The sequence below is a fragment of the Alphaproteobacteria bacterium US3C007 genome (genome assembly GCA_034423775.1).
GTDB classification, from domain to species: Bacteria; Pseudomonadota; Alphaproteobacteria; order Rhodobacterales; family Rhodobacteraceae; genus Thalassovivens; species Thalassovivens spotae.
The window spans coordinates 1,158,883-1,183,695 of record CP139918.1; the positions used below are offsets into that span (position 1 = coordinate 1,158,883).

Genomic DNA, 24,813 nt, shown 5'->3' on the forward strand with positions numbered 1-24,813 from the left:
AACTTACCTTTCAATGCGGTCGGAAATAAGCTTGCCCACCAATTGCGCGGTATAATCAACCAGCGGCACAATCCGACCATAATTCAAACGCGTTGGTCCAATCACTCCGATGGCCCCAACAATTTTACGCTCTGAGTTCATATAGGGAGAAACAACCAAAGAGGAACCCGTAAGTGAAAAAAGTTTGTTCTCTGAGCCAATAAAAATGCGCACACCATCGCCTTGCTCGGTCAGTTCAAGAAATTCTGCGATGTCGCGCTTGCGTTCCAAGTCATCAAACAGGTTCCGGATACGCTCCAAATCCTCTTCATGCGCCTCTGATTCCAGCAAGTTGCCACGGCCACGCACGATCAAGCGTTCATTATCATCGCCTTGAGTTTGCCAAACCGCCAAGCCTTGCGTCACCAATTCTTGCGCCAAACTGTCAATTTCTTGCCGCCTTAAATCAACATCATCTTGAATGGTCGAAAGCAATTCGCTTAACGTGCGCCCTTCAAGAACCGCATTTAAGAAATTTGCCGCTTCGCGCATCGCACTGGGTGTTTGCCCGACCGGCGGCGTGAACAGGCGGTTTTCAACATCACCATTGGAATAAACAAGAACAACCAAAGCCCGATCGGGGGATAATGACACGAACTCAATATGCTTTATCGGCTGTTCCTGCTTTGGCGTTAATACCAAAGAGGCGCCATGGGTTAATGCCGAAAGCGTTGATCCCACGCGATCCAACACGCTGCTGACATCTTGACTGTTGCGATCAACGGTTTGATCCAGCTTCAGCTGATCTTCCTTGCTAAGCTGATCCACTTCCAACAAACCATCCACAAACATGCGCAGCCCCAATTGCGTGGGCACCCGCCCCGCACTGATATGCGGGCTATCAAGCAAGCCTAAAAATTCAAGATCCTGCATCACATTACGCACAGTGGCCGCGCTGACCTTTTCATTTAAGGTGCGGGTAAGCGTGCGCGATCCAACCGGGCCGCCACTTTCTAAATAGCCCTCGACCAACCTGCGAAAAATTTCCCGCGACCGTTCATTCATATCGTTTAAAAGATCTGGGCTGGCCATATCGCCGTATCCTTTTTAAATCTCTAAAAGCACCGCCCAGATCAAAACTATCGGGGTTGCGTCTCTATATCAGCCGCTTGTATGCATCAGTGCAACAGAGAAAGGTTTATAACATGCGTCCCTCAGGAAGAAAATTAAATGAAATGCGTTCGGTGAAAATTGAAACCGAGGTGACCAAACACGCCGAAGGATCCTGTCTGATCAAAATGGGCGACACGCATGTTCTGTGTACAGCCACCATTGAAGATCGGGTACCCTCCTTCATCAAGGGATCCGGGCTTGGCTGGGTAACGGCGGAATATGGCATGCTGCCAAGATCAACCAGCTCGCGCATGCGCCGCGAATCAACCGCTGGTAAACAAGGTGGTCGGACCGTAGAAATTCAACGCCTGATCGGGCGGTCCCTGCGGGCGGGGGTTGATCGTTTGGCATTGGGCGAACGCCAAATTACCGTGGATTGCGATGTGATTCAGGCCGATGGTGGCACAAGATGCGCCTCCATCACCGGTGGCTGGGTTGCGTTAAAGCTGGCAATCAACAAATTGTTAAAAACTGGCGTGGTGCTTTCAGACCCGTTAATTTCACCCGTGGCTGCGATCAGCTGCGGCATATATGCAGGTCAAGCCGTGCTTGATTTGGATTATCCTGAAGACAGTGAAGCCGGCGTAGATGGAAATTTCATCATGTTGGCAAATGGCCAAATGATTGAAACCCAGATGAGCGCTGAGGGCGCTACTTACTCGCGCGCGCAAATGAACCAATTGTTGGATTTGGCAGAAGCCGGCGTGGCCTCATTGGTGGAAGCGCAGCTTAAGGCCGTTGAATGAGCCGTTTATTTCAAGAAGATCGCTTAATATTGGCCACCCATAACCAAGGCAAACTTGAAGAAATCGCCGCTTTGCTTGCACCATTTGATGTCAAGGTGGTTGGGGCCGGCAGTTTAAACCTGCCTGAACCAGAGGAAACCGAATCCAGCTTTGTTGGCAATGCCCGTATAAAAGCCCATGCTGCGGCAAAAGCGACGGGCTCACCCGCGCTGGCCGATGATAGCGGCATTGAAATCGCTGCCCTAAATGGTGCTCCTGGGGTTTATACCGCGGATTGGGCGGAAACTCCCAAAGGACGTGATTTTAAAATGGCAATGGAAAAGGCACATTTCGAGCTTGAAAAAATAAACGCGCCTGCCCCGCGCATCGCTCAATTTTGTTGCACTTTGGTGCTGGCCTGGCCCGACGGGACCGATGCGGTGTTTGAGGGGATTATGCCTGGCCAAGTGATATGGCCAATGCGCGGAGACCAAGGCCATGGTTATGATCCAATTTTTCAACCTGACGGTTATAACGTCACCTTCGCAGAAATGGACCGTTGGGAAAAAAACCGTATCAGCCACCGCGCCAGAGCCTTTGAAAAACTGATACGAGAATGCTTTGGTGGATGATTGGACATATGGGGGCTTTGGAATTTACATCCATTGGCCCTTTTGTTCTGCGAAATGCCCCTATTGCGACTTTAACAGCCACGTCTCTAAAAAAGTTAAACAAAAACAATGGCTTAAGGGATATTTATCCGAAATCCAGCGGGTAAGGAATGCGGTTGGCCCGCGCCTGGTTAGTAGCGTTTTTTTCGGTGGTGGCACGCCCAGCCTGATGGATCCCGAGGTTGTTGAGGCAGTCATTGGGGCCATTAAATCCAGCTTTCCTATCAGCAACCAACTTGAAGTAACGCTTGAAGCCAATCCGACCTCGGTTGAAGCAGGCCGCTTTGCGGCCTATCAAGATGCGGGCGTTAACCGAATTTCAATGGGGATTCAGGCGCTAAATGATCCAGATTTGCGCAGACTTGGCCGTTTGCATACCGCTCAAGAAGCTCGGTTGGCGTTTGAAACCGCGCGCAATATTTTTGCCCGCGTCAGTTTTGATTTAATTTATGCACGGCAATATCAAACCCTGGCGCAATGGCGGGCAGAATTAAGCGAGGCGCTTGCAATGGCAGTTGATCACTTCTCGCTTTATCAATTGACCGTTGAGACCGGAACCGCTTTTGGCGATCGTTACAAAGTCGGCCGGCTACCAGGTCTGCCAAACAATGATCTTGGCGCAGATCTTTACGAGCTTACCCAATCTTTATGCGATGCGCATAATATGCCTGCATATGAAGTTTCAAATCATGCAAGAGAGGGGGCAGAATGCTTGCATAATTTGATATATTGGCGCTATGGCGATTACGCCGGTATTGGCCCAGGGGCCCATGGGCGGTTGACGCTGAAGGGTCAAAAATTTGCCACTGAAGCATTTTACAACCCAGATAAATGGCTTGCCGCAGTAGACCAGGGCACAGGAGAAAAATCTGCGCAGCAGATCGATCAAACCGCACAAGCCACAGAATACTTACTGATGGGGTTACGGATCAAAGACGGTATTGATTTAAAGCGCTTTGAGAATTTGGCAGGGGCACCACTTAATATCGAGGCTCAAACCTCTCTTGAAGACATGGGTTTGCTAATACGCAGCGATAAAACCCTAAAAGCCACGCGAGCCGGCACCGCCGTGCTAAACTCAGTTATCAGTTCCTTATTGGAAGCCTGACATGCGAGTTATTTGGTTAATCTTCGGTTTAATCGTGTTGGGGTTGGGATGCTTAGGGGTTGTTTTGCCGCTTCTGCCAACCGTACCTTTCATATTGCTCGCAGCGTTTTGCTTTGCAAAAAGCTCAAACAGATTGCATAACTGGCTATTGACCCATCGGCTTTTTGGCAAAATGATCCAAGATTGGCGTCAATCAGGCGCGATTTCTACCAGCGCCAAAAAAATGGCCACATTATCGATTGCTTTGGTTTTTGCAATTTCTGTGATCACCGGTGTGAGACCACTAATATTAACAATACAAGCAGCCGTCTTAAGCTGCGTTTTATTGTTTATTTGGACTCGACCTGCTGCGTAGAACTTAAAATCCGACATAGATCATCTAATTGATCAAGGTCGCCATAAGTAATTGATATTGTTCCTGTTTCTGTTCCATCTACATGTGAAACAAGGACCTTCATACCCAATCCTACGGATAAATCGGCTTCCAAAGCGCGCGTATCTGCATCCTTTTCCACCAAGTTTCTCGCCTTGGGCTTCGGCTTATCTTTTGGCCCATCAGCTTGCGCCGCCCGCTTTACAAGCCGCTCAGTCTCGCGCACCGACAACCCTTTTTTCACGACCTGACGCGCGAGGTCTAATTGATCGTCTGACGTAATCAACGCCCGCGCGTGACCCGTGGTCAATTGCCCTTCCCGCAGATAGGTTAAAATCTCATCGGGAAGGTTTAACAACCGCAAAAGATTGGCAATATGGCTGCGGCTTTTTCCAAGCGCCTCTGACATTTGTTCTTGCGTGCGCCCAAAACGCTCCATCAAGTTTTTGTAACCCTGCGCCTCTTCAACCGGGTTTAAATCGGCCCGCTGAATATTTTCGATAATTGCCACTTCCAGCACTTCGGTATCTGAAAATCTACGCAGCACAACGGGTAGCATATGCAATTGCGCAATCTGCGCTGCGCGCCATCGACGCTCGCCCGCTACGATCTCAAACTCATCCTCACGCTCTGGGCGTTCGCGCACAATCAACGGCTGAATAATGCCCTTTGCGCGAATAGAATTCGCAAGATCGTTTAGATTTTCTTCGGTAAAACTGCGGCGCGGCTGATCCGGATTGGGAAATATTTTTTCAATCGGAACATTCATATCACTTTTTAGTGGAAGAGTATCCGCTGGTTGCCCTTGTTCCGTTGATGTGGAGCCAACATCAGACATTAAAGCTGACAAGCCCCGCCCAAGACCACGAACTTTTCCTTTTTTATCAACCATTTAAACCTCTTTCACCGGTGCTGTCGCCAGATTGTTTTTCAAAAATTCTTGCGTTAAAGCCCGATAGGCCATAGCCCCTTTTGACAGGCTGTCATATTGCAAAACCGGCATAGAAAAGGACGGCGCTTCGCTTAACCGTACATTCCGCGGGATTTTGACTTGGAACACCAATTCACCAAGATTATCACGCGCATCCTGTTCGACTTGCAGCGACAAATTATTGCGCTGATCAAACATCGTTAAAACAATTCCCTCGATACGCAGGTCTGTATTGGCAGTTTTACGCACTTCACGCACGGTTAACATCAACTGGGACAGGCCTTCCAACGCAAAAAACTCACTTTGCAAAGGAATAAGAACCGAATCCGAAGCCACCATCGCGTTCACTGTTAAAAGCGATAACGATGGCGGGCAATCGATCAGAATGTAATCAAACCCATACGCTATCATGCTGTCTTGCCGCAAAGCATCCAATAAGAGCGAGCTGCGCTTTTCATTTGACACCAATTCAAATTCTGCTGAGCTTAGATCAACGGTGGATGGAATAACGCTTAGTCCCTTAATATTAGTATCTAAGATAGCGTCTTTAAGATGAGAAGGATCGAGCAAAAGATCAAAGATCGTGGTGGTGCGCACGCTTACATCAATCCCTAATCCGGTTGATGCATTACCTTGGGGGTCCAAATCAACAATCAATATTTTCAAACCCGATTCCGCAAGCCCGGCGGCCAGGTTTATTGAGGTGGTTGTTTTGCCAACACCTCCCTTTTGATTGGTAATCGAGATTATCTTAGCCATTTTTTTATTCGCTGCGTGGCGCACCTGTCACGTTCCTTACGCTTAATATCACTGCTTCATGGTTGGTTTTACTGATAAAGCGCTCTGCTTGAAATTGCCAACTTTTTTCAGCCTCTTTTACTTCTTTTGACCAATTTTTACCCTTCATGAATAAGCATTGCGTATTTTCCCCCATGAAAGAATGCGTCATCCTTAACAAATCACTCAACTCAGCCAAAGCGCGGGCCGAAATAATATCAGCTTTTAAAGGGCCTACAGCTTCGATACGCTTTGCCTGAACCGTTGCGCTTAATTGCAGCTCCCGCACAACGGTGCGTATGAATACTGCCTTTCGCTGATCGCTTTCAATCAAGGTCACACGCAACTGTGGATTTAGCTCTTTGGCCAAGATCGCAACAACCAACCCTGGCAACCCACCACCACTGCCAATATCAACCCAATGTCTAGCATGCGGTGATGCAAGCGCCATCACCTGAGCAGAATCGCAAATATGGCGGACCCACACGTCATCATGCGTGGATTTTGAAATTAAATTTATCCGTGTTGTCCATTTTTCCAATAAGCGTTGATATGCTTTCAACGCGTCATATGTTTCACGTGAAACATCTAAATCCAAAAAAAGGCTATAATAGTCGGTCATCCGGCTTTAAGGCGGTTAAACTGGCGCAATTTCGCCAATAATAACATGGTTGCCGCAGGCGTCATTCCCTCGACCTGTTGGGCTTGGCGCAGGTTCTCGGGCCGGCGATCTGCAAGTTTTCCACGAAGCTCTGATGAGAGACCATCTATATCTGCGTATGAAAACCCCTCTGGTATCTTTAACGCCTCATCACGCTGCACGGCGTCAACATCTTTTTTCTGCCGCGCGATATAATTTGAATATAACGCATCGCAGCTCAGTTGTGCGGCAATATCCGGCTCAATATCGCGCAGATCAGGGGATATAGTGATAAGATCCTCAAACGTTACCTTGGGAAACGACAGAACCTGATATAGCGAGCGGCGGGAACCATCCTGGGTTACCGCGATACCACCGGCCTGTAATTGAGATGGGGTAAAGCTATCTGCGTGTAATTGCGCCGTGGCCTTTGCCAATTTCTCTTGTTTCAGCGAGAAGGCCGCATACCGTTCTGAGCCCACACAACCTAATGCGATCCCCTGCGGCGTTAGCCTTTGATCCGCATTATCCGCGCGCAACGAAAGCCGGAACTCCGCACGCGACGTAAACATGCGATAAGGCTCGCTGACCCCGCGCGAAATAAGATCATCAAGCATCACGCCGATATAGCTGTCACTTCGCGAAAAACTGGGACCATCACGACCCAAAGCCTGCGCTGCAGCAGATAAACCCGCCACCATGCCTTGCGCCGAAGCCTCTTCATAGCCGGTGGTGCCATTAATTTGCCCCGCTAAATACAAACCTGGCACATTGCGCAAAGCCAAAGACATCTCTAGCGATCGCGGATCAACGTAATCATACTCAATCGCATACCCTGGTTGCGTGATAAGCGCATTTTCTAATCCCGCAATAGAGCGCACATAATCTTCCTGTATATCCTGGGGAAGTGAAGTGGAAATCCCATTTGGATAGATCGTGGCCACATCCAAACCCTCGGGCTCAAGAAAAATCTGATGCGATGTCTTATCAGCAAACCTGACGATCTTATCTTCGATCGACGGGCAATAACGCGGACCAACTCCATCTATATGGCCACCATACATCGCAGAACGATCAAGGTTTTTACGAATAATCGCATGTGTCTTTTCATTTGTATGCGTGATACCGCAAGCAATTTGCCGTGCTGCTGGTTCTTTAGACAAAAACGAAAACAGCGTTGGCACCTCATCGCCAGGCTGGCTTTCCAACCCCTGCCAATCGATTGTCGTTCCATCCAATCGCGGAGGAGTACCCGTTTTCAAACGCCCCAAAGACAATCCAAATTCATCAATCCGCTGCGCGAGTTTTACCGATGGCTTATCGCCCATTCTGCCGCCTGGCCGCGCAACATCCCCGATATGAATAATTCCACGTAAAAATGTGCCAGTTGTTAAGATCACTGAGTGCGATCGCAGTTCCGATCCATCCCCCAACACAACACCAGATATGTTTGATGGTGCGCCCAATAGATCAACAACCTCACCATTTAATAAGGTAAGGTTTTCTGTTGCCTTTAATTGCGCCTGTATCGCCGCCCGATATAGTTTTCGATCCGCCTGCGCACGAGGACCCTGCACCGCTGGCCCTTTGCGACGATTAAGCAAACGAAATTGAATGCCCGCCTGATCTGCCGCTTTACCCATAATGCCATCAAGCGCATCCACTTCGCGCACCAGATGCCCCTTACCCAAACCCCCAATCGCAGGGTTACAGGACATCGCACCCAAATCATGCGCAGATAATGTTATCAACGCTGTTTGCGCGCCCATACGCGCCGCAGCAGCGGCCGCTTCACAACCAGCATGCCCACCGCCAACAACGATCACATCAAAATGTTTCACGTGAAACACTCCATCATTTTCCCAAACAAAAGCTGCTAAAAATTTCGTCTAAAATAGATTCTATCCCAATTCGTCCAATAAGACCATCCATTGCACGGCAAGCCCGATGCAACTCTTCTGCTGCCAATTCATAAACATCCGGTCCAATTTCTAAAAATAAAAGAGCTTGGTCCATGGCCACAACCGCTTCTTGTAACGCCTGTTTATGGCGCTCGCGCGTTGCAACACCTGAGGTAGAAGTCTTTTCTTTTAATACAGCTTTGAGATGATCAACAAAACGGTCAATCCCCGCTCCCGTCCGCCCTGAAATACCACCTTTTTTATCGCCATCATCGCATTTCGCAAGCAACACGATATCATCCGGTGTCATCTCAATCCCCACGGGAACAGCGCCGTCTAGCGACAATACAGCACGAATATCCGCGGCATTCGCACGCGCTATTGCGCGCTCAACACCCAATTCCTCTATATGATCCGCCGTATTGCGTAACCCGGCCGTATCCAACAGCGTAACGGCAAACCCCGCCAAATCCATCCGCACCTCGATTATATCGCGCGTTGTCCCAGCCACATCCGACGTCAACGCTGCCTCACGCCCAGCCAATGCGTTCAGCAAGGTTGATTTTCCCACATTCGGCTTTCCAACGATTGCCACTTCGAAACCAGCACGCACCCGCTCTGCCATCGAAACTCCCCCAGCCTCAAACACCAACGCCGCGCGCGTACCCGTTACCAAATCACGCACTTCCGGGGTCACATTCACCGGCACCTCTTCATCGGCAAAATCAATTGTTGCTTCCAGCAATGCACAGGCCCGTACCAGATCCAACCGCCACTGCGCAGCACGCTGTCCCAGCTCGCCTGACAACACCCTTAAAGCTTGGCGCCGCTGCGCTTCAGTTTCAGCATCAATCAGATCAGCCAAACCTTCAACCTGTGTCATGTCCAAACGGCCATTTTCCAGCGCGCGCCGCGTAAACTCACCCGGCTCAGCCATCCTAACGCTGGGCTGCCTGCAACACGCCGCAAGAACCGCTGAAACAACGGCTAGGCTACCGTGACAAGCCAATTCAACGATATCCTCACCAGTGAAGCTTTTTGGGGCTGAAAACCACGTGACCAACCCGCTATCGAGCGCTGCCCCCTGCCCGTCAGTAATCTGCCGTAACACAGACACCCGCGGTGCTCCCAGCTTTCCAGCCAACGCACCAGCGCAATTACAAGCCTGCGGTCCCGATAATCTGATCACAGATATACCAGCTTTCCCATGACCCGATGCCAAGGCGACGATCGTATCCATTGGGCCTACACCCCGAAACAGTTAAGAATTCATTGAATCGAAGAAATCAGAATTAGATTTTGTTTGCTTGAGTTTCGAGATTAAAAACTCAACAGCATCCGTTGTTCCCATGGGGTTCAGAATACGCCGCAACACAAAAGTTTTCTGAAGATCTATCTTATCAACCAGCAGCTCTTCTTTTCGCGTACCAGATTTCAAAATATCCAACGCAGGGAAAACGCGCTTATCCGCAACTTTCCGATCCAAAACAATTTCAGAATTACCCGTTCCTTTAAATTCTTCGAAAATCACTTCGTCCATCCGGCTTCCCGTATCAATCAAAGCGGTTGAGATAATCGTTAATGAACCCCCCTCTTCGATGTTACGCGCAGCCCCAAAGAACCGCTTTGGGCGTTGCAACGCGTTCGCATCGACACCGCCGGTCAATACCTTGCCCGAAGATGGAATGACCGTGTTGAAAGCCCGCCCTAAACGGGTAATCGAATCCAGCAGGATCACCACGTCACGTTTGTGTTCCACAAGGCGCTTGGCTTTTTCGATAACCATTTCCGACACTGCAACATGCCGCGTTGCTGGTTCATCAAAGGTGGATGATACAACCTCACCCTTCACAGACCGTTGCATATCCGTAACTTCTTCCGGACGTTCATCAATCAACAAAACGATCAAGTAACATTCAGGGTGATTTTGTTCGATACTGGTCGCTATATTTTGCAACAATACCGTTTTACCCGTGCGCGGCGGTGCTACGATCAAAGACCGTTGACCTTTGCCAATCGGCGCAACTAAATCGATAATGCGCGCAGATTTATCCTTCGCTGTTGGATCTGCCAACTCCATCGTCAAACGTTCATCCGGATACAGCGGTGTAAGATTGTCAAAAGCAATTTTATGACGGGCTTTTTCAGGCTCTTCAAAATTAATTTTGAACGCATTAACCAATGCAAAATAACGTTCATTTTCTTCGGGTGCTTTAATCACCCCTTCGATCGTGTCACCCGTGCGCAATGCAAATTTTCGGATCATGTCTGGCGATACATAAATATCGTCTGGACCAGGCAAATAATTCGCTTCAGGTGACCGCAAAAACCCAAAACCATCCTGCAAAACTTCCAACACGCCGTCGCCCGCAACTTCCCATCCCTCATCCGCGCGCACGCTCAGAATTTGGAACATCATTTCGCCTTTACGCATCGTTGATGCGTTTTCAATTTCCAGCTCTTCGGCCAAAGCCACTAAATCTTTTGGACTTTTACGTTTCAAATCGGAAAGGTTCAGCCGTTCGACCGCCATAATATACCTCTGATTGCGGTTTTGACCGCGTTATGTCTGTTTACAGGAAAAAGCGCCCGGACGGGCTGAAAATTGCTTACTCTAATTTTTTGTAGAATTAAACCGTTAAAATTTGACAATCACTGAAACCACGATCGCGATCATTAAAACAGTTGGGACTTCGTTCATCATTCGATAATATCGACCAGTTCTTAAAGATTGACCAGATTCAAACAATTCACAATGATCAGCGCACCATTTGTGAAACCAAGTCATACCAAGAATGCTTACAAATTTTACCCATACCCAGGCCATTGACCAATCAATAATGCCAGGAATAAGCACCATCAAAAGACCACAGATCCAAGTTAGAATCATTGCTGGTCGCATAATAAACCTAAGCAGTTTTCTTTCCATAATTTGAAACGTTGCATCCAGAATATCGCCCTTTTCTGCGCGTTCACTATGATACACGAATATTCTAGGTAAGTAGAACAAGCCGGCCATCCATGAGATAACCGCCAAAATATGAATTGATTTTATCCAAAGATAAGAATTGCTTAAAAAATCAATCATGTTTTCCCCAATTTTAGGCAAGTCTATTTAATAAAGAAATATAGATAGAAAGGAAGTAGGATATGTAGGTAGGCCTGTTTTTGTGGATCAAATTTTTTCCTATTATTTATCCACAGGACAAAAAACATGAGGAAAAAAATTGTGATATATTTTATATTTAAAACAAATACTTAAATAAAAAAATTAATATATTTTTGTCTTAAATTGATTATCCACAGTTTAAGTAAAGACAAACTTATCCTTTTCCACATTGTATATTTATATGCTATTGTTACTTTTATACTTTAATTGGCAAAGATTTTTGTTTTCCGGTGTTTGTGCGGTAATTTCACCGCATTATTCACCTGGTTTTTGGACGGGTTATCCACATGCGACCTTCTCTTATTTTGGCTTCTTCATCTACTTCACGTGCAACATTGTTGCGTAATGCGGGTGTTGCGTTTGAAGCATACCCCCCACGACTCGATGAACAAATGATAAAAGAAAGCATGATTTCTGAAAATCTATCCTGCCGGGATATGGCGGATCATTTGGCAGAACTGAAAGCATCAAAGGTTGCTTCAAAATTTCCAAACTCATTTATCATTGGATCCGATCAAATTTTGGAATTTCAGGGACAAGTGATTTCAAAACCACACAGCAAAACAGAGCTTTTTGCACAATTACAGGCGTTTCAAAACAAAACTCATAAATTGTTTACCGCCGCTGTCATTTGTCATGAAACGCGCCCAATCTGGCGGCATATTTCAAAGGTAGATGTTTCTTTCAGACCATTATCGGATGAGGTTATTAACGCATATATCGATCGATTTTGGGATCATATCCAATATTGTGTTGGGGGATACAGGCTTGAAGCTGAAGGCGTACAACTGATCCGTAGAATCAATGGTGACTATTTCAGTGTTTTAGGGTTACCTTTATTAGAAGTGCTTAATTTCTTGTCACTCAGAGGGGATTTCTCAACATGACGGTGTCAAAAATACCTTTGGTAGCCGTGATTGGTCATCCGATTTCCCATTCAAAATCTCCACGGTTACATGGTAATTGGCTGAAAAAACTAGGGCTTGCGGGCTATTATATACCGGTCGATATTGAACCCGCCGATTTTGCGCATGTGCTTAAAATGATGCCAAAAATGGGTTTTGTGGGTGCCAATGTTACGATTCCGCACAAACACCTTGCTTTAACGCATGCCGATCACGTTTCCGATCGTGCGGCATTAATCGGAGCTGCAAATACATTATCGTTCAGTGAGGATGGAAAAATCTACGCGGATAATACAGATGGATATGGATTCATAGAAAACATCAAAGATCATCAACCAAATTGGAATGCAGCGTCTGGCCCAGCGCTGGTTTTGGGCGCTGGCGGAGCCTCGCGCGCTGTATTATCGGCGTTGATAGAGGCCGGAGCTCCCGAAATATATTTGTCGAATAGAACGCGTGCCAGGGCGGATCAGTTGAAAACCGATCTTGGGGCAAGGATTCACGTTCTGGATTGGTCAAAAGCGTCTGAAATCTTGGATGGCATTGATCTTATGGTGAATACGACATCTTTGGGCATGGTGGGAAAGCCAGATTTATCATTAAGCTTGAAAAACCTTACCTCTAAAACATTGGTAACAGATCTTGTCTACACGCCCCTCGAAACCGATTTATTAAAGCAAGCAAACGCAATTGGATGCCCCGTGGTAGATGGTTTGGGAATGTTAATTCATCAAGCGGTACCGGGTTTTGAGCGGTGGTTTGGTAAAAAGCCAACCGTTGATCAAGAAACGCGCAATTTATTATTATCATGAGTTTTTTGTTAGGTCTTACAGGATCTATAGGAATGGGAAAATCCACAACAGCAGGATTTTTCAAAGATGCTGGTTGTGATGTTTGGGATGCTGATGCAGCAGTGCATCGTCTTTATGCAAAACAAGGCGCCGCGGTGGCATCTTTGTCAAACCTATTTCCAAAAGCACTGATTGAGGGTGCGATTTCAAGGCAGGTGTTAAAGCATGAATTGCAAAAAAACCCTGATTTGATTGGGCAGCTTGAAGCGATCGTTCACCCGCTTGTGGCGCAGGATCGACAAAACTTTATAGACTCAGCCCAATCAGATATTTTGGTATTTGATATTCCACTGCTTTTTGAAACCGGCGCAGATGCCCATATGAACGCGGTAATTTGCGTGACTATCGATGAAGAAGAGCAAAAGAAACGGGTGCTGGACCGCGCAACGATGAGCGAAAAAATGTTTGAGCAAATTAAATCGCGCCAATGGTCAAATTCTAGAAAATGCGAAAAAGCAGATTTTGTAATTCTAACAGACACGCTGGAACATGTGCATGTCCAAGTGGATAATTTAGTGGCAAAATTAAGGGCGGTTAAGGATGCGTGAAATTGTTTTGGATACTGAAACCACGGGCCTGGATCCCAATCAAGGAGACCGAATTGTTGAAATAGGTGCCGTGGAATTATGGAACCATATTCCAACCGGAAAAACCTATCATCAATATATTAATCCCGAACGCAACATGCCCAATGAAGCCTTTCAAGTGCATGGTTTAGGGGATGATTTTTTGCGCGATAAGCCTGTATTTTCGAGTATCGCATCCGATTTTGTTGAATTTATCGCTGATTCTAAGTTGGTGATTCATAATGCCAGCTTTGATATGCGGTTTTTAAACGCTGAACTCTCATGGGTGAAACGACCACAAATCCCATTAGAGCGCGCCTTAGACACTTTGGCCATTGCGCGGAAAAAATTTCCTGGATCACCGGCATCCTTAGATGCGCTGTGCCGCCGTTTTGGGATTGATAACAATGCCCGCACGCTGCATGGCGCTTTGCTCGATTCTGAAATACTGGCTGAGGTTTATCTTGAGCTTATTGGCGGCAGACAGCCCGATTTTATGCTCTCTGCTCAAGCGACAACCGCAACCGAACACGCAGGCACGGATCGGCATGTTTCAGGATCAAAGCAGCGCTTAAAGCCGCTTGCCCCCCGGGTAAGTGATGCAGAGAAAAAAGCCCATCTTGAAATGGTTGCAACCCTAGGGGATCAAGCGATGTGGCGTGATCATATTTGGAAAGAGCAAACCTAGTTTTTGGTTTCTTCAGACGCGGCTTCGGTTTGGCGGCGCAACGCTTCGCTTCTGTAAAGCTGCATGAAATCAATGGTTTCTAGGTTAAGCGCTGGAAATCCGCCATCTTGTGTAAGATCGCTAACCACGCGTCGCAAGAATGGGAAGATCATCCGCGGACACTCAATCATAAGAAATGGATGCAGTTGTTCATCTGGAACGCCGGTCACGGTAAACACGCCCGCATATTCGATTTCTAGCAAAAAAAGCTGGTCATTCGTGTCTTTGGATTTTGAATCAATATTTAATTTGATGACTGTTTCATATTGATCGGTAACCGAGCGTTTACGTGCGTCTAATTTCACCTGTATTTGAATATCAGGTGTAACATCACCGGAGACGCCTTTTTGGGCAAGAATGTTTTCGAACGATAAGTCTCGAATATATTGCGCCAGTACGTTTACAGAGGGCTGCGCTGGTTGTGATGTCTCTTCTGCCATGTCGGAATCCTTGAAAAATTATGTCGCGATTGCCTAGCAGTTTGCAGCAGTGGCCTCAATGGCGCATTGCGTTGTTGTAGGGTTACGGATCATTTTTAGGGGCAAGCTCTTCATAAACCCCTTCGATCGTGGTGCCAGAGGCATGGCGTTCGCCATTTTGAGAGCTGTGCTTCGCGCCCCCTGTGCGTGCATGGGTGAATGAAAACCCATTTTGCGAATGTAGGATGCGCTGCTTAACGCGTTCAAATAGCCAAATCCGGATGTTTGGTACCAAAAGCGAAAACCCCACCGCATCGGTAAAGAAACCCGGCGTTAAAAGCAAAGCACCCGCCAAAAGAATCATGATGCCATGTGCCAAAGGCGCGATTGGGTTTTCGAGAGTTTCAACGTTGTTTTTAAGCTGTGATAAAGCGCTCAACCCCTGTTTGCGCACTAAATAAGTGCCCAGAAACGCTGTTGCAATCACAATACCCAATGTTGATAGCAACCCGATCTCACCGCCGATCTGTATGAATAGGGCAATTTCAATAATCGGTACGGTTACAAAAAGGACGAATAGCCACATTACAAAGCGCTCCTAAATATCTGTCAAGTTGTGGACTTGTGAGGCCACCTCACCTAAATAGGAACTAACATCTGTTTTTACCACCTTTGGGAATGATCTTCTTATGAATGCGATTGCGATCGAAATCTTAGTCTTGGCTGGCATAGCCATTTTTCTAATCATGCGCCTGAAAAATGTTCTGGGAACGCGTGAAGGGTTTGAAAAGCCCAAAGCGCAATCGCCCGCAAATTTGCGCAGCCCTGATTTAAAAGTGATTGAAGGTGGCCCGGATGCCGATATTACGGATCATGTGCCTACCGGATCTGAGCTTGCGCAAACGCTCACTTCAATAAAAGCGGTTGATTCAGGGTTTTTGGTCTCTGAATTTTTGTCAGGCTCACGCGCTGCGTATGAAATGATTTTAATGGGGTTTGAGCGCGGCGATTTGAGCGCGGTGCGTTCGTTCTTGTCGGATGAGGTGACCAATACGTTTGATGAAGTGATCGCGCAACGTAGCTCACAAGGATTGCAGATCGAAGCTGAGTTTTTGGGCATACGCGAGATGAAAATCAACGATGTTATATTTGATAAAGAGACGGATATGGCTGAAATAACCGTGTCTTTTATTTCTGAATTAATTTCGGTTGTGAAAAACAGCGATGGCGAGATTCTTGAAGGTGATGAAAAGCAATCTAAACGGCAAAAAGATGTTTGGACATTTTCAAAAGATATCAAAAGCCAAGATCCGGTTTGGTTTCTGGTCGCCACAGGCGAATAAGTTATTGTTTTAAAAGCCTTTTAAAACTTCAAGAGTGATGAGGTGGGTGAAGAGGGCGGATGAAAAAGCGGCGATTAAACAAAGAAGAAGCGGCGCTTTGGGATCAAGTTGCAAAGACCATGCAACCTCTTCAACCGCTCAAAGCGGCTAAAATTTCAGAAACGAAAAAATCAAAACCGGTTTCTTCAAAACCAAAACCCAGCTTAGATTTATTTGATTTGAAAGCTTTTGAAATCGGCTCAAAGTCACAAACGGCGCTTGGCCAAAGCTTTGTGACCAGGCGCACCGGTCCAAAAGCGCCAGCGTCCAAGACAACAGTGCAGATGGATCAGAAGTCTTTCGTGAAAATGCGGCGGGGAAAATTAGCACCCGAGGCGCGCATCGACTTACATGGGATGACGTTGAATCAAGCCCATCCCGCTTTAACGCAATTTATCTTATCTTCACAACGCGCTGGACGTCGGTTGGTTCTGGTGATCACTGGAAAAGGCGAACGCGGCGGGCCGCATCCTGCTACATCGCGCGAACGCGGAGTGCTGCGTCGACAGGTGCCTCAATGGCTGCATGCGCCAGCGCTCAGACCAGCAATCTTGCAGGTAGATCAGGCCCATATATCGCATGGCGGCGAGGGGGCATACTATGTTTACCTTAAAAAACGACGGTAGTTTTCTGTGGGTTTTGCTACATTTGGATGGCGGTTAAAGCACCGTTTTTTCATCTTGTCATTTGACTGGTGCAAAAAATGCCTTATCCTTTTTCCAACTGATCTAGGTGAGACCATTTAAAAAGCGCGTCTGCGTTTGGGTTTAAAATTTTCACTGCGATTCAAGTGTTGGAAGGGCTCTTGCCAACGCGTGGGACGTCCAGAGATTTAGTATTTGGGACCTGCGTCAAATTATCTAGGGGGAAATTAAAGTTTAAAGGTTAAAGTAACACCAATAGCTGCTCAACAAAGGCAGATCGAAAAATTATAAAATTGGTAAAAAACCAATAAGAACAAAAGACCAATTGGGAGGAATTTATGAAAATTTCAATGACGGTAAACGGAGAAGCGGTTTCAGGCGAGGTAGAAGGCCGTACGCTTCTTGTGGATTTTCTTCGAAATGATTTGAAGATGACAGGAACGCATATCGGCTGTGACACCAGCCAATGCGGTGCGTGTACTGTGCATGTAAACGGTATGTCCGTGAAATCTTGCAGCATATTGGCTGCCGAAGCAGATGGCGCTGATGTGGCCACGATTGAAGGCCAAGCCAATCAGGATGGTTCCTTAAATGTCATCCAACAGGCGTTTCAAGACCATCACGGGTTGCAATGCGGGTTTTGTACGCCTGGCATGGTGATGGCGGCAACGGAATTGCTTAAACACAATAAAAAGCCAACGGTTGCAGAAATTCGTCACCATTTAGACGGCAATATTTGCCGCTGCACGGGATATCATAACATCGTCAAATCGATCATGGCAGCGTCTGGTCAAGACGTGTCGTCGATCGCAGCGGAATAAGTATAATTAGAAAAGCTGGGTGGGCAAACCACCACAAGGGGAGGAATTAACATGCCAAAGGATTCAGGCATTGGTGCAAGCACCAAACGGGTTGAAGATCAGCGGTTTTTAACGGGTAAAGGCCGCTACACATCAGATATTAACTTGGTTAATCAAACGCATGCTGTGTTTTTGCGCAGTGATGTGGCGCATGGCGCGATCAAATCGATCGATACAGCCGCCGCAGCAGCAATGCCAGGGGTTCTGGCGATTTTTACGGGTGAAGATTTTGCTGAAGTGGGTGGGAATCCTGCAGGATGGGCGATTACCAGCCGCGATGGTGAACCCATGAAAGAGCCCAAGCGCCCGGTTTTGGCGCATGGCAAAGTGCGCCATGTGGGGGATGCTTATGCTGCGGTGATTGCAGAAACCGTTGAACAGGCCCGCGATGCTGCAGATGCGATTGTGGCAGAGATTGAAGAGCTTCCAGCGGTTGTGGACATGTCGGCAGCGTTGGCGGGTGGTCCCTTTGTGCATGATGAGATCGAAACCAACCAATGTTTTGATTGGGGTTGGATAGAAGATAATCGTGCAGCAACGGATGCGGCCATCAAAAATGCACCCCATGTCACCACGCTAGAATTGATCAATAACCGCCTTGTGCCAAACGCGATTGAAACCCGCGCGTCAACCGCGGATTATGATCCGGGCACCGGAGAATATACGCTTTACACAACCTCGCAAAATCCGCATTTGACTCGGCTGTTGATCAGCGCCTTTGTGATGGGCATTGCAGAAAATAAATTGCGCGTCGTTTCGCCGGATGTTGGCGGTGGTTTTGGATCAAAAATCTACCATTATGGTGAAGAGGCTTTGGTTCTTGCTGCCTCAAAGAAGCTATGCCGCCCAGTGAAATGGACAGCCACACGCTCGGAAAGCTTTTTAACGGATGCGCATGGCCGCGATCATGTCACCAAAATTGAGCTGGCCTGCGAAAAAGACGGAACATTTATCGCGTTTCGGACGGATACGATGGCCAATGTTGGGGCCTATCTTTCGAACTTCTCAACCGCCACGCCAACCTTTTTGCACGGTACGTTGATGGCGGGCAATTACACGGTGCCACATGTCTATGTGAACGTAAAAACCGTGTTTACAAATACGGCTCCAGTGGACGCGTATCGGGGAGCGGGCCGCCCTGAAGCTACGTTTTCAATCGAGCGGGTGATCGACAAATGCGCGCATGAATTAGGGCTTGATGCGATGGAGATGCGTCGTAAAAACTTTATCAAACCTGAACAGTTCCCTTATGTTAGCGCGGCTGGCTTGGAATATGATACCGGCAATTACGATGCGCTGGTTGATAAGCTGAATGAACTGGCAGATTTCAAAGGCTTTGAGGCCCGCCGCAAATTATCAGAAGCGGATGGCAAATTGCGCGGCTTGGGGATCAACGCGTATATTGAAGCTTGCGGGCTTGCGCCTTCAAATCTGACCGGGGTCTTGGGCAGCCGTGTGGGTTATTATGATGCGGCGACCGTGCGGGTGAATGCAACGGGTAATCTTTCGGTGATGGTTGGCGCCCAAAGCACCGGGCAAGGCCATGAAACAGCTTTTGCGCAAGTGGTTTCGGAAATGCTGGGTATTGATCAATCCTCGATTGATATCGTTCATGGGGATACGGCGAAAATACCGTTTGGTATGGGCTCATATGGGTCGCGCAGTATTGCGGTTTGTGGCCCGGCTGTGGTGCGCGCAACCGAGAAGATCATCAATAAAGCCACCAAGATCGCTGCGCATATGCTGGAAACAGCAGAGGCAGATATTGAATTCAAGGATGGCCAATTCAGCGTTGCGGGAACCGATAAATCAGTTTCCTTTGGCGAAGTGGCTTTCAAGGCCTATGTCCCTCAAAATTATCCGGTTGAAGATCTCGAGCCGGGCTTGGAAGAAACAGCGTTTTATGATCCGGGCAATTTTACATATCCATCGGGTGCGTATGCTTGCGAGGTTGAGGTTGATCCTGAAACGGGCAAAGTCACCGTGGAAAACTTTACCGCGGTGGATGATTTTGGCAATGTGATTAACCCGATGATCGTAACCGGTCAGGTACATGGGGGCATTGGACAAGGCATAGGCCAAGCGCTTTTGGAAAATTGCGCTTATGATGATAATGGTCAGTTGTTAAGCGCGTCTTATATGGATTATGCGATGCCGCGCGCCTCTGATTTGCCATTTTATACGGTGGATCATTCCTGCAACACGCCCTGTACCCATAATCCACTAGGGGTGAAGGGCTGCGGTGAAGCGGGGGCGATTGGATCCCCGCCAACGATCGTGAATGCGGTTATCAACGCCTTGCATTCTGCTGGCCATACCCATGTAACGCATATTGATATGCCTGTGTCGCCAGCCCGTGTTTGGGCTGCGATCAACGCGCAATAGGAGGATCAGAAATGTATAATTTTGAATTTGTAAAACCGTCCTCGATCTCAGAAGCCGTGACAGCTTTGACGGATGAAGAGGCAACGCCGCTGAGCGGGGGCCAAACGCTTTTACCAACTATGAAACAGCGGTTGGCCAATCCTGAAAAGCTGGTCAGTCTGGCGGGGATTGCCGAAATGCAAGGCGTAACCGAGGCTGATGGCATGGTTCATATCGGGGCTGCAACCACGCATGCCACGGTTGCAGCCAAAGCACAGTCTTACCCCGGATTGGCAAAGCTTGCGGCGCATATTGGTGATCCTGCCGTGCGCAATCGGGGCACGATTGGCGGATCTTTGGCCAATAACGATCCTGCCGCCTGCTATCCGGCGGCGGCTTTGGCGTCGAATGCCACGATTGTCACAGATTCACGAGAGATTGCGGCGGATGATTACTTTCAGGGTATGTTCAGTACAGCGCTGGGCGAAGGTGAAATCGTGACCGCAGTGCGCTTTCCTGTACCCCAAGTGTCGAACTATCAAAAGTTTGAACAACCGGCGTCTCGCTTTGCATTGGTGGGCGTTTTTGTGGCCAAATATGCCGATGGTGTGCGCGTGGCGGTAACGGGTGCGTCTGAAGATGGTGTGTTTCGTTGGAGCGAGGCTGAAGCGGCTTTGGAGTCTAATTTTTCAGGTGATGCGCTGGCAAATCTCACTGTCTCTGCGCAAGACATGATTGAAGATTTGCATGGCAGCAAAGCTTATCGCGCAAACTTGGTGAAAGTGCTTACGGGTCGCGCGGTAAAAGCGGCAAATTAAAAGCCTTTAAATATGATGAAAAGCCCGGCCATATGGCCGGGCTTTTTTATTTGGAACCGCACATAAATCGACAGGTGTTTGCACTGGCGTTATTCGTTCATTCCGCCACCTTGTGCGATAGAGGTAGGAAAGATATAGAGCAGAAAATTTATATAGGAGAAGCGATCATGTCCAACAGTCAGCTTGAGCAAGCCATCGAAGCCGCATGGGAAGCGCGCGATACATTATCATCCGCAACAACGGGTGAAATGCGCGAGGCGATTGAAGAGACGCTGAACGCGCTTGATGGGGGCACGCTTCGCGTGGCTGAAAAGCAGGAAAGCGGCGATTGGCATGTGAACCAATGGGCGAAAAAAGCGGTTCTGCTGGGGTTTCGAATTCAAGATATGGCGATTCAAGACGGCGGCCCCCAAGGTGGTGGCTGGTGGGATAAGGTCGATAGTAAATTTAAAGGCTGGGGTGATGAGCAATGGCATGCAGCAGGGTTTCGCGCGGTACCAAATTGTATTGTTCGTAAGTCTGCTTTTATCGCGCCGGGCGTGGTGTTGATGCCGTCCTTTGTTAATTTGGGCGCTTATGTGGATACTGGTACGATGGTAGATACGTGGGCCACCGTGGGCTCTTGCGCGCAAATTGGTAAGAATGTGCATTTATCGGGCGGCGTTGGAATTGGAGGCGTGTTAGAGCCGATGCAAGCCGGCCCAACAATTATTGAAGATAATTGTTTTATCGGCGCGCGCTCAGAAGTGGTGGAAGGCTGCATTATACGCGAAGGGTCTGTTTTGGGTATGGGGGTTTATATTGGTAAATCCACCAAAATTGTTGATCGTGAAACGGGCGAGGTGAGTTATGGTGAAGTGCCGCCCTATTCGGTTGTGGTGTCAGGGTCGATGCCGTCAAAAAATGGGGTCAGCCTGTATTGTGCGGTTATCGTGAAACGCGTTGATGCTCAAACGCGCAGTAAAACCGCAATTAACGATTTGTTGCGCGACTGATATTTTAGTGCAGTAGAATCGCCGTTAAAGAGCCCGCCAGATGCGCGGGTTTTTTTATTCTCTGAGATGTATAACCGGTTTATTTTGCCCTTATTTTAGCGTTTTAAAACCCGCCCTTTCGGTTTTGTAAAGCGCTTGAACAATATTTATAATTTTGTCATTTTGATAAATATAAAAAAGCCCATGCGCTGGATTTGCATTTTTTTCGTCTAATCTTTAGAAGCGCGTGTAATGAGGCAAAGTGATGAGCGACACGTCTAAAAAACCAAATCGTCAGAAAGTTTATACGTTGTTGGTACAAGTTGGCCGCAGCCCCGAGGATGATTTGCCTAAAAGCGCAACCGGGGCGGCTTTGCTCTGTTATGCCAGCGGCGTGGATGAGGCGGAAGCCGTGCGTGAAACTGTGGCTATTTTGAAACAGGCGGCGCTCTCTCCTTTAGATGTAACGGGTTATGGAACGCGCGAAGAGCGGATCGCGCAAGGGCATGAAATTGACTCAGAAGAAGATGTATTGATGCAACGTGCTTTAGATGAAAACTCTGTCATCGTTGCGCAGATGAACGCGCTTTATGAAGAGCAGGCGGATGGATAATGGCCACAGTATTTCTTGATCTTGATGGAACCTTAACAGATGCTGGGGAAGGCATTTTGAATTCGGTAGATTATGCTTTGCGCAAGCTTAGCCTGCCCGGTTTAAGCGGTGATAATCGTTGGATTGTAGGCCCGCCGCTCTGGCCCAGCTTTGCCCAACTTGGGGTTCAAAACGATGATTTAGACCGCGCGGTTGGGTATTATCGCGAACGCTATATCGAAATGGGTTGGAAGGAAAATAAACTTTACGATGGTATTTTAGACCAATTGGCAAAGTTGAAAGAGGCGGGCTATACGTTGTGCCTTGCTACGTCGAAACCGCATAGTTATGCGCGCAAAATTACGGCTTATTTTGGTATTTCAAATTTTATGAGCTTTGAATTTGGCTCTGAACTTGATGGCAGAAATTCGGATAAACCGGCCCTTTTGGCGCATGGTTTAGCGGTTGTTGGCGCCGAGGGTGAGCGGGCGATTATGGTGGGCGACAGAGTCTATGATATTCAGGGCGCGCAGGCCAATGGGATGAAAGCACTGGGTGTATCTTATGGTTACGGGGGCCTTGCGGAATTGCAAGAGGCCGGCGCAGATGCAATTATCAGTGATCCGCAAAAATTGGCAGAAACCGTATCAGGCCTTTTGCCCCTGTAAGGAAACCTAATGACTGGTATTGACCCCGTTGCGCTGAGTGCAGATTTGATTCGTTGCCCTTCGGTTACGCCGGCTGAAGCTGGGGCGTTATCTTTGCTTGAAACCTTATTGGGCGGGCACGGGTTTGCCTGTACGCGAATCAAGCGCGGTGGCATCGACAATTTATTTGCCCGCTGGGGCGTTGGTAAAAATGGAAAAAGCTTCGCTTTTAACGGCCATACGGATGTTGTGCCGGTTGGCGATCTTTCGCAATGGCAAAGTGATCCTTTCGGCGGCGATATAAAAGAGGGCGTGCTTTATGGGCGCGGCGCGGTTGATATGAAATCAGGCGTGGCGGCTTTTGCCGCCGCTGCGATTGAGTTTGTAAATGAAACACCCCCTGATGGATCTGTGGTTCTGATGATCACAGGCGATGAAGAGGGCGATGCCCATCACGGAACCACGGCAATTTTGGATTGGATGCGCGAGGCGGGTGAAAGCATAGATCATTGTCTCGTGGGTGAACCCACCAGCCCTAATCATATGGGGGAAATGATGAAAATCGGCCGCCGCGGCTCTTTAACCGCGTTTATAACGGCAAAAGGTGTACAAGGGCATTCTGCTTATCCACATCGCGCGAAAAACCCGTTAACCGCGCTTGTGGCGTTGCTGGACCGGTTGGCTACGCACCCGCTCGATCAGGGAACTGCGCATTTTGATGCTTCAACTTTGGCGATTACCACGATTGATACGGGCAACACTGCCACCAATGTTATTCCTGCTGCCGCTAAAGCCACGGTGAACATCCGCTTTAATGATACGCATAGCTCGCAGGATCTGATCGCTTGGTTGGAAAAACAAGCCGCGCAGCAAAGCACGAATAGCGAAGTTGAATTTGAAATCGATGTAAAAGTTTCTGGTGAAAGTTTTCTCACCCCGCCAGGGCTTTTGTCACGGCTTATTGGTGACGCGGCCGAAGCCGAATTGGGTTGTCGCCCCGCGCTTTCAACCACGGGTGGCACATCCGATGCGCGTTTTGTGAAAGACATTTGCCCGGTGACGGAATTTGGTTTGGTCGGACGGGGTATGCATGGCGTGGATGAATGCGTTCCAGTGGAACAAATACACCAGTTGAAAGCGATTTATCGGCGCATTCTGCAGGCCTATTTCGAATGACGCGGTGGGTGGGGCGCAGCGATGATTTGATCCAATGTTTGGAAATTCGCCGCGCAGTTTTTATTGAAGAACAAGGCGTTTCTGTCGAAGATGAAGTAGATGGACAAGATTCTAAAGCGCTGCATTTTCTGCTTAGAGACAATACAGTGCCGGTCGGGACAGCGCGAATTTTGATCTTGGATGAGATTGGAAAAATTGGCCGCGTCTGCGTGTTAGCGCCTTATCGAGGTCGTGGTCATGCGAAAGCTTTGATAGGGGCATGCCTCAGCCATTTAAAGGCTGATGAGCGCGTAACTAAGGCCAAACTGGGCGCGCAGATCTCTGCTTTGGGGCTGTATGAAAGCCTTGGCTTTCAAGCCTATGGCGCCGATTATATGGATGCCGGTATCTTACATCGCGATATGGTTCTGACTTTATAAATCAGGCTTTTAATTGTGGTTT

General features: G+C 48.0%; 28 protein-coding genes. 18 read left to right on the forward strand and 10 right to left on the reverse strand.

The features are described from left to right. Positions 1-3: 3 nt before the first annotated feature. Positions 4-1,071, reverse strand: coding sequence for a heat-inducible transcriptional repressor HrcA (gene hrcA, locus UM181_05635; GenBank protein ID WQC64080.1), 1,068 nt, complete (start codon positions 1,069-1,071; stop codon positions 4-6). Positions 1,072-1,184: 113 nt separating this feature from the next. Here hrcA and rph point away from each other — a divergent pair, with 113 nt between their 5' ends. Genes rph through UM181_05655 form a run of 4 tightly spaced genes read left to right on the forward strand, consistent with a single transcriptional unit; the run spans position 1,185 to position 4,011 of the window. Beyond that, positions 1,185-1,898 carry a ribonuclease PH gene (gene rph, locus UM181_05640; protein ID WQC64081.1) on the forward strand — a complete coding sequence of 238 codons (714 nt, stop codon included), beginning with the start codon at positions 1,185-1,187 and terminating at the stop codon, positions 1,896-1,898. Then, positions 1,895-2,509 carry an RdgB/HAM1 family non-canonical purine NTP pyrophosphatase gene (gene rdgB / locus UM181_05645; protein ID WQC64082.1) on the forward strand — a complete coding sequence of 205 codons (615 nt, stop codon included), beginning with the start codon at positions 1,895-1,897 and terminating at the stop codon, positions 2,507-2,509. The genes rph and rdgB overlap by 4 nt, the downstream gene beginning before the upstream one ends. Next, on the forward strand, positions 2,499-3,656 hold the full coding sequence (hemW, locus tag UM181_05650; protein WQC64083.1) for a radical SAM family heme chaperone HemW: 1,158 nt from the start codon (positions 2,499-2,501) through the stop codon (positions 3,654-3,656). Before rdgB ends, hemW begins: the two co-directional genes overlap by 11 nt. Position 3,657: 1 nt before the next feature. Continuing rightward, positions 3,658-4,011, forward strand: coding sequence for a YbaN family protein (locus UM181_05655; protein WQC64084.1), 354 nt, complete (start codon positions 3,658-3,660; stop codon positions 4,009-4,011). Here UM181_05655 and UM181_05660 read toward each other — a convergent pair. The 7 genes from UM181_05660 to hemJ form a co-directional block, all read right to left on the reverse strand. Further along, positions 3,986-4,921 (reverse strand): ParB/RepB/Spo0J family partition protein, encoded by a 936-nt coding sequence (locus tag UM181_05660; GenBank protein ID WQC64085.1) that lies wholly within the window; start codon positions 4,919-4,921, stop codon positions 3,986-3,988. The two genes, UM181_05655 and UM181_05660, sit on opposite strands and share 26 nt — an antisense overlap. Next, complete coding sequence (locus tag UM181_05665) at positions 4,922-5,719, reverse strand: AAA family ATPase (protein ID WQC64086.1); 798 nt, start codon at positions 5,717-5,719, stop codon at positions 4,922-4,924. 4 nt (positions 5,720-5,723) lie between these two features. Continuing rightward, positions 5,724-6,359 carry a 16S rRNA (guanine(527)-N(7))-methyltransferase RsmG gene (gene rsmG, locus UM181_05670; GenBank protein WQC64087.1) on the reverse strand — a complete coding sequence of 212 codons (636 nt, stop codon included), beginning with the start codon at positions 6,357-6,359 and terminating at the stop codon, positions 5,724-5,726. Next, complete coding sequence (gene mnmG / locus UM181_05675) at positions 6,356-8,218, reverse strand: tRNA uridine-5-carboxymethylaminomethyl(34) synthesis enzyme MnmG (protein WQC64088.1); 1,863 nt, start codon at positions 8,216-8,218, stop codon at positions 6,356-6,358. Before mnmG ends, rsmG begins: the two co-directional genes overlap by 4 nt. A 13-nt stretch (positions 8,219-8,231) precedes the next feature. Continuing rightward, positions 8,232-9,518 (reverse strand): tRNA uridine-5-carboxymethylaminomethyl(34) synthesis GTPase MnmE, encoded by a 1,287-nt coding sequence (gene mnmE, locus UM181_05680; GenBank protein ID WQC64089.1) that lies wholly within the window; start codon positions 9,516-9,518, stop codon positions 8,232-8,234. 21 nt (positions 9,519-9,539) lie between these two features. After that, positions 9,540-10,811, reverse strand: coding sequence for a transcription termination factor Rho (gene rho, locus UM181_05685; protein WQC64090.1), 1,272 nt, complete (start codon positions 10,809-10,811; stop codon positions 9,540-9,542). A 105-nt stretch (positions 10,812-10,916) separates the two neighbouring features. Next, positions 10,917-11,366: a protoporphyrinogen oxidase HemJ gene (gene hemJ / locus UM181_05690; GenBank protein ID WQC64091.1), complete on the reverse strand. Its 450-nt coding sequence runs from the start codon at positions 11,364-11,366 to the stop codon at positions 10,917-10,919. Between the two features lie 368 nt (positions 11,367-11,734). On the opposite strand from hemJ, the gene UM181_05695 reads away from it, so the two are divergent. From UM181_05695 to dnaQ, 4 genes are read left to right on the forward strand one after another with little or no spacing between them, the layout of a single operon-like run. Beyond that, positions 11,735-12,334 (forward strand): nucleoside triphosphate pyrophosphatase, encoded by a 600-nt coding sequence (locus UM181_05695; protein ID WQC64092.1) that lies wholly within the window; start codon positions 11,735-11,737, stop codon positions 12,332-12,334. After that, the gene (locus UM181_05700) at positions 12,331-13,164 is read left to right on the forward strand and encodes a shikimate dehydrogenase (protein ID WQC64093.1); all 834 of its coding nucleotides are present in this window, start codon (positions 12,331-12,333) and stop codon (positions 13,162-13,164) included. The genes UM181_05695 and UM181_05700 overlap by 4 nt, the downstream gene beginning before the upstream one ends. Beyond that, on the forward strand, positions 13,161-13,751 hold the full coding sequence (gene coaE, locus UM181_05705; protein WQC64094.1) for a dephospho-CoA kinase: 591 nt from the start codon (positions 13,161-13,163) through the stop codon (positions 13,749-13,751). Before UM181_05700 ends, coaE begins: the two co-directional genes overlap by 4 nt. Then, positions 13,744-14,457, forward strand: coding sequence for a DNA polymerase III subunit epsilon (gene dnaQ / locus UM181_05710; GenBank protein ID WQC64095.1), 714 nt, complete (start codon positions 13,744-13,746; stop codon positions 14,455-14,457). Before coaE ends, dnaQ begins: the two co-directional genes overlap by 8 nt. On the opposite strand, the gene secB is transcribed toward dnaQ, so the two are convergent. Further along, positions 14,454-14,936, reverse strand: coding sequence for a protein-export chaperone SecB (secB, locus tag UM181_05715; protein WQC64096.1), 483 nt, complete (start codon positions 14,934-14,936; stop codon positions 14,454-14,456). The genes dnaQ and secB overlap by 4 nt on opposite strands. Before the next feature lie 82 nt (positions 14,937-15,018). Then, complete coding sequence (locus tag UM181_05720) at positions 15,019-15,501, reverse strand: FxsA family protein (protein ID WQC64097.1); 483 nt, start codon at positions 15,499-15,501, stop codon at positions 15,019-15,021. Between the two features lie 103 nt (positions 15,502-15,604). On the opposite strand from UM181_05720, the gene UM181_05725 reads away from it, so the two are divergent. The 10 genes from UM181_05725 (at position 15,605) to UM181_05770 (ending at position 24,791) form a co-directional block, all read left to right on the forward strand. Next, the gene (locus tag UM181_05725; protein WQC64098.1) at positions 15,605-16,258 is read left to right on the forward strand and encodes a Tim44/TimA family putative adaptor protein; all 654 of its coding nucleotides are present in this window, start codon (positions 15,605-15,607) and stop codon (positions 16,256-16,258) included. 59 nt (positions 16,259-16,317) lie between these two features. Then, positions 16,318-16,923, forward strand: coding sequence for a Smr/MutS family protein (locus UM181_05730; GenBank protein WQC64099.1), 606 nt, complete (start codon positions 16,318-16,320; stop codon positions 16,921-16,923). Between the two features lie 356 nt (positions 16,924-17,279). Then, on the forward strand, positions 17,280-17,762 hold the full coding sequence (locus UM181_05735) for a (2Fe-2S)-binding protein (protein ID WQC64100.1): 483 nt from the start codon (positions 17,280-17,282) through the stop codon (positions 17,760-17,762). 51 nt (positions 17,763-17,813) lie between these two features. Then, the gene (locus UM181_05740) at positions 17,814-20,186 is read left to right on the forward strand and encodes a xanthine dehydrogenase family protein molybdopterin-binding subunit (protein WQC64101.1); all 2,373 of its coding nucleotides are present in this window, start codon (positions 17,814-17,816) and stop codon (positions 20,184-20,186) included. Between the two features lie 11 nt (positions 20,187-20,197). Next, on the forward strand, positions 20,198-20,983 hold the full coding sequence (locus UM181_05745; GenBank protein ID WQC64102.1) for an FAD binding domain-containing protein: 786 nt from the start codon (positions 20,198-20,200) through the stop codon (positions 20,981-20,983). Positions 20,984-21,150: 167 nt separating this feature from the next. Then, positions 21,151-21,978 carry a 2,3,4,5-tetrahydropyridine-2,6-dicarboxylate N-succinyltransferase gene (gene dapD, locus UM181_05750; GenBank protein ID WQC64103.1) on the forward strand — a complete coding sequence of 276 codons (828 nt, stop codon included), beginning with the start codon at positions 21,151-21,153 and terminating at the stop codon, positions 21,976-21,978. Positions 21,979-22,222: 244 nt separating this feature from the next. Further along, positions 22,223-22,570 carry a hypothetical protein gene (locus UM181_05755; GenBank protein ID WQC64104.1) on the forward strand — a complete coding sequence of 116 codons (348 nt, stop codon included), beginning with the start codon at positions 22,223-22,225 and terminating at the stop codon, positions 22,568-22,570. Further along, positions 22,570-23,217 carry an HAD hydrolase-like protein gene (locus UM181_05760; GenBank protein ID WQC64105.1) on the forward strand — a complete coding sequence of 216 codons (648 nt, stop codon included), beginning with the start codon at positions 22,570-22,572 and terminating at the stop codon, positions 23,215-23,217. Before UM181_05755 ends, UM181_05760 begins: the two co-directional genes overlap by 1 nt. A 9-nt stretch (positions 23,218-23,226) precedes the next feature. After that, on the forward strand, positions 23,227-24,372 hold the full coding sequence (gene dapE / locus UM181_05765; protein WQC64106.1) for a succinyl-diaminopimelate desuccinylase: 1,146 nt from the start codon (positions 23,227-23,229) through the stop codon (positions 24,370-24,372). After that, on the forward strand, positions 24,369-24,791 hold the full coding sequence (locus UM181_05770; GenBank protein WQC64107.1) for a GNAT family N-acetyltransferase: 423 nt from the start codon (positions 24,369-24,371) through the stop codon (positions 24,789-24,791). The genes dapE and UM181_05770 overlap by 4 nt, the downstream gene beginning before the upstream one ends. Positions 24,792-24,813: the final 22 nt, after the last annotated feature.

Coding starts and splice junctions, on each gene's coding strand:
- UM181_05755 (WQC64104.1), top strand. CDS start 22,223: ATGAGCGACACGTCTAAAAAACCAAATCGTCAGAAAGTTTATACGTTG.
- UM181_05700 (WQC64093.1), top strand. CDS start 12,331: ATGACGGTGTCAAAAATACCTTTGGTAGCCGTGATTGGTCATCCGATT.
- mnmE (WQC64089.1), bottom strand. CDS start 9,518: ATGGATACGATCGTCGCCTTGGCATCGGGTCATGGGAAAGCTGGTATA.
- hemJ (WQC64091.1), bottom strand. CDS start 11,366: ATGATTGATTTTTTAAGCAATTCTTATCTTTGGATAAAATCAATTCAT.
- rsmG (WQC64087.1), bottom strand. CDS start 6,359: ATGACCGACTATTATAGCCTTTTTTTGGATTTAGATGTTTCACGTGAA.
- rph (WQC64081.1), top strand. CDS start 1,185: ATGCGTCCCTCAGGAAGAAAATTAAATGAAATGCGTTCGGTGAAAATT.
- UM181_05695 (WQC64092.1), top strand. CDS start 11,735: ATGCGACCTTCTCTTATTTTGGCTTCTTCATCTACTTCACGTGCAACA.
- dnaQ (WQC64095.1), top strand. CDS start 13,744: ATGCGTGAAATTGTTTTGGATACTGAAACCACGGGCCTGGATCCCAAT.
- UM181_05660 (WQC64085.1), bottom strand. CDS start 4,921: ATGGTTGATAAAAAAGGAAAAGTTCGTGGTCTTGGGCGGGGCTTGTCA.
- UM181_05720 (WQC64097.1), bottom strand. CDS start 15,501: ATGTGGCTATTCGTCCTTTTTGTAACCGTACCGATTATTGAAATTGCC.
- dapD (WQC64103.1), top strand. CDS start 21,151: ATGTCCAACAGTCAGCTTGAGCAAGCCATCGAAGCCGCATGGGAAGCG.
- coaE (WQC64094.1), top strand. CDS start 13,161: ATGAGTTTTTTGTTAGGTCTTACAGGATCTATAGGAATGGGAAAATCC.
- UM181_05665 (WQC64086.1), bottom strand. CDS start 5,719: ATGGCTAAGATAATCTCGATTACCAATCAAAAGGGAGGTGTTGGCAAA.
- rho (WQC64090.1), bottom strand. CDS start 10,811: ATGGCGGTCGAACGGCTGAACCTTTCCGATTTGAAACGTAAAAGTCCA.
- UM181_05770 (WQC64107.1), top strand. CDS start 24,369: ATGACGCGGTGGGTGGGGCGCAGCGATGATTTGATCCAATGTTTGGAA.
- UM181_05730 (WQC64099.1), top strand. CDS start 16,318: ATGAAAAAGCGGCGATTAAACAAAGAAGAAGCGGCGCTTTGGGATCAA.
- UM181_05740 (WQC64101.1), top strand. CDS start 17,814: ATGCCAAAGGATTCAGGCATTGGTGCAAGCACCAAACGGGTTGAAGAT.
- secB (WQC64096.1), bottom strand. CDS start 14,936: ATGGCAGAAGAGACATCACAACCAGCGCAGCCCTCTGTAAACGTACTG.
- UM181_05760 (WQC64105.1), top strand. CDS start 22,570: ATGGCCACAGTATTTCTTGATCTTGATGGAACCTTAACAGATGCTGGG.
- UM181_05745 (WQC64102.1), top strand. CDS start 20,198: ATGTATAATTTTGAATTTGTAAAACCGTCCTCGATCTCAGAAGCCGTG.
- UM181_05735 (WQC64100.1), top strand. CDS start 17,280: ATGAAAATTTCAATGACGGTAAACGGAGAAGCGGTTTCAGGCGAGGTA.
- UM181_05655 (WQC64084.1), top strand. CDS start 3,658: ATGCGAGTTATTTGGTTAATCTTCGGTTTAATCGTGTTGGGGTTGGGA.
- UM181_05725 (WQC64098.1), top strand. CDS start 15,605: ATGAATGCGATTGCGATCGAAATCTTAGTCTTGGCTGGCATAGCCATT.
- rdgB (WQC64082.1), top strand. CDS start 1,895: ATGAGCCGTTTATTTCAAGAAGATCGCTTAATATTGGCCACCCATAAC.
- hrcA (WQC64080.1), bottom strand. CDS start 1,071: ATGGCCAGCCCAGATCTTTTAAACGATATGAATGAACGGTCGCGGGAA.
- dapE (WQC64106.1), top strand. CDS start 23,227: ATGACTGGTATTGACCCCGTTGCGCTGAGTGCAGATTTGATTCGTTGC.